This window comes from Haloferax sp. s1 (assembly GCF_058382125.1).
Genome location: NZ_JBZRPK010000305.1, coordinates 1 through 2904, shown reverse-complemented (window position 1 = coordinate 2904; position 2904 = coordinate 1). Strand labels below are relative to the sequence as shown.

3 protein-coding genes and 1 pseudogene are annotated in these 2904 nt (G+C 62.3%); 2 read left to right on the top strand and 2 right to left on the bottom strand.

The window, feature by feature from the left end:
* Both QT222_RS03335 and QT222_RS03330 read right to left on the bottom strand, forming a co-directional pair.
* Nucleotides 1-270 (bottom strand): thiamine pyrophosphate-binding protein (locus QT222_RS03335; protein ID WP_491476303.1); only part of this gene is annotated, 270 nt, incomplete at its 3' end.
* 385 nt (nucleotides 271-655) lie between these two features.
* Nucleotides 656-1900 carry a LeuA family protein gene (locus QT222_RS03330; protein WP_231512939.1) on the bottom strand — a complete coding sequence of 415 codons (1245 nt, stop codon included), beginning with the start codon at nucleotides 1898-1900 and terminating at the stop codon, nucleotides 656-658.
* A 358-nt stretch (nucleotides 1901-2258) separates the two neighbouring features.
* Here QT222_RS03330 and QT222_RS03325 point away from each other — a divergent pair, with 358 nt between their 5' ends.
* Entirely contained in the window at nucleotides 2259-2546 is a 288-nt protein-coding gene (locus QT222_RS03325; RefSeq protein ID WP_004056880.1) for a DUF5779 family protein, read from the top strand.
* Nucleotides 2547-2622: 76 nt separating this feature from the next.
* A pseudogene (locus QT222_RS03320) lies at nucleotides 2623-2904 on the top strand (hypothetical protein); the annotation flags it as partial.

Genomic DNA, 2904 nt, shown 5'->3' with positions numbered 1-2904 from the left:
ACCGGGGTCGCCGCGAACGACGCCGTACGCGTCTGCAGCGTGGGACGCGCCCTGGTCGTGCGCCATCGTCACGTGCCGGATGTCAGAGTGGTACAGTGCGTCGTAGATTGGCATGATTGCACCTCCCTGCACGCCGAACGCCGTGTCGACACCGGCGTTGTCGAGGGCGCGGACGACCGCCGTCGAGCCCGAGGTGACGTCGGTCTCTGTCGGTTCGTCGGGCGTCGTGGTCGGATTGGGGTCGGTCGTGGTTGCTGTGCGTTCGCTCATGTGTCGGCTCCGTGATAGCCGCGGTGTGTGTTCGGTCGTCGATACGGGTGCTGTCGGTCGGCTGCGTGGTGCTGAGACTCCATTGTGGGGACTGCAGGGGTGTCTGAAAACGGTGCGAATCCGCGGGACAGAGAGATGGAGTGGTAGGGGGCTAGGCCCCTACAATAATGAGCGACCGAACAGCAGCGACGGCAGCACCGCTCGCTCCGAACTGCGGAGCGGCGAGTGCCTGGGTGTCGTCGCGCTGCTTCATCGTATGCCACACGTACTTCCGGGCTATAATAATCCTTTCGCGGCGGGCAACGATTGCACGCCGTTTGGGACGGGGCCCGGAACCGGGTACACGTGTAGGGCGGTCGCCCCGTAGGGCCACAGCCCGACGCCATCAGGCGCGGACCTCCTCCTCTCTCTCGTTTTCGTGGGGTACCCCCACATCGCGGGCGAACACTTCGAGCGTCGAGTCGTCGATGCGCTCTTTTTCCGCGCCGTGGTCCTTGACGCGGCGGGTGACTTCTCGAACCTCGGCGTCCGAGGGGTCGAACCCGATGTCCGCGAGACGCTTTCGAACCGAATGCGTCCCCGTGTGCTTGCCGAGTACGAACTCGCGCGTCGCGCCGACCATCTCCGGGGTCATGACGCCCGGTTCGAACGTGTCGGCGTTCTCGATGACGCCAGCGGCGTGAATACCGCTCTCGTGGGAGAAGGCGTTCCGCCCGACGACCGGCTTGTTCGCCGGAACCGGGATGTCGGACGCCTGCTCGACGATGCGAGCCAACTCGGTGATTCTCGTCGTGTCGATGCCGGTGTCCACGCCGTAGAGGGATTCTGCGGACATGACGACCTCCTCGTAGGCGGCGTTGCCGGCGCGTTCGCCGATGCCGTTGACCGACACCTGCGCTTGTGCGGCACCGGCTTCGAATCCGGCCATCGCATTGGCCGACGCCAGTCCGAAGTCGTCGTGTGCGTGCACGTCGATTCGGGCATCGGTGTGTTCGCAGACCGTCTCGACCATCCGGGCAAAGCGCGTCGGCGTCGCCACGCCGCAGGTGTCGGGGAGGTTAATCCAGTCGACACCGGCGTCGGAGACGGCTTCGACGACCTCGATGAGGAACGCCTCGTCAGTCCGGGTGGCGTCCATCGGCGAGAACATTACTTCGACGCCCGCGTCGCGGACGCGTTCGACACTGCGAACGGCGCGCTCGACGGCTTCCTCGCGGGAGGCGTGCATCGAGTCGGCCAACTGGACATCGCTGGTGCTCACGAACGTGTGCACCATGTCCACGCCGGAGTCCAGCGCGGCTTCGATGTCCTTGTCGACGACGCGGGCCAACCCGCACGTCGTCGTGTCCGTCGAAGCAGCGATATCGGAAACTGCCTCGAACTCCGCATCAGAGTTCACCGGGAACCCTGCCTCGATGACGTGGGTTCCCATGTCGTCGAGGGTGTCGGCGATATCGCGTTTCTCCTCGTAACTGAAGGAGGTTCGCGGAGACTGTTCGCCGTCGCGGAGTGTCGTGTCGAAGATTCGTACGTCTTCGATTTCAGATTGTTGGGCTAATGTGCCCTGGAAGAACTCGACCCGCCGGGGAACCCGACGAATCCTCCGTGTTGTTGTGAGACATCGTGTCAGTCAGGTGCCTCAACTCATATTTAAATGTTTCTCCCAGACAGTATCACGAACGTTCACCTCCGACAGCGTGACAATGACTGTCGGCCCTAATCGAAGTACCTAAACGGCCTTATATTATCCAATGTCATATAGTGACTTGATATGCCGGTGCAGCGTTCACCATGTCGCAGTTCCTAATACAACCACACATAGTTTAGAAACAAAATTTTGGCAGGGGTGCGCGCACTTTGTACTGGACAAATGTGAGCTGCGAACGGCGGTCATCGGGACCACTGTAACCCGGTCTGGCCAACAACCACCCAACTACTCGCCATCGACTGACCGAACCCTTTTCTCGTCGCTCGACAACCGGGCGGGTATGGGCGACTTCAATCTCAACTTGCAGACGGCCGAAGAACATCTCGACGTGGACGACGCCGAGGGGGATGTCGTCCTCGGCGTCCTCGACGGGTCGACCCCGCCGGAGGAGTGGGTCGAATCCGTCGCTCGCGGAAACGTTCTCATGTTGGCTATCGACGGCGACCTCAACAAACTCGCGTCGGACTTCGCACGCGATGTCAAGGATATGGGCGGACAGTTGATGCACTTCCGGAAGTTCCTCGTCGTCTCCCCACCGGGGGTCCAAATCAACACCGACAATCTCTGAAGATTGGGGGTGAGCAAAACCGGGGCCATCGGCCGCGGGGAGAGGTCTTATGCGCGTTCCGCCCGACAATACAGTCATGCCGATGAAAGGTCGCGGAACCTCCCAACTCCAAGAAGTTGACCGATGGGACCACGGTGTCGGATGGCTCGCGCACCCCGACGAGACCATGCAACGCGCCAGCCACATTGTCGAAGTCGACGGCGACGTGTGGGTATTCGACCCGGTCGACGCACCCGGCGTTGACGACCTGTTCGCCGAGTTCGGCGACGTAGCCGGCGTCGCTATCGGACTCGACAGACACAAACGCGACGCGGCGGCCATCGCCAACCGCCACGAAGTCCCCGTCTACGTCGCGTCG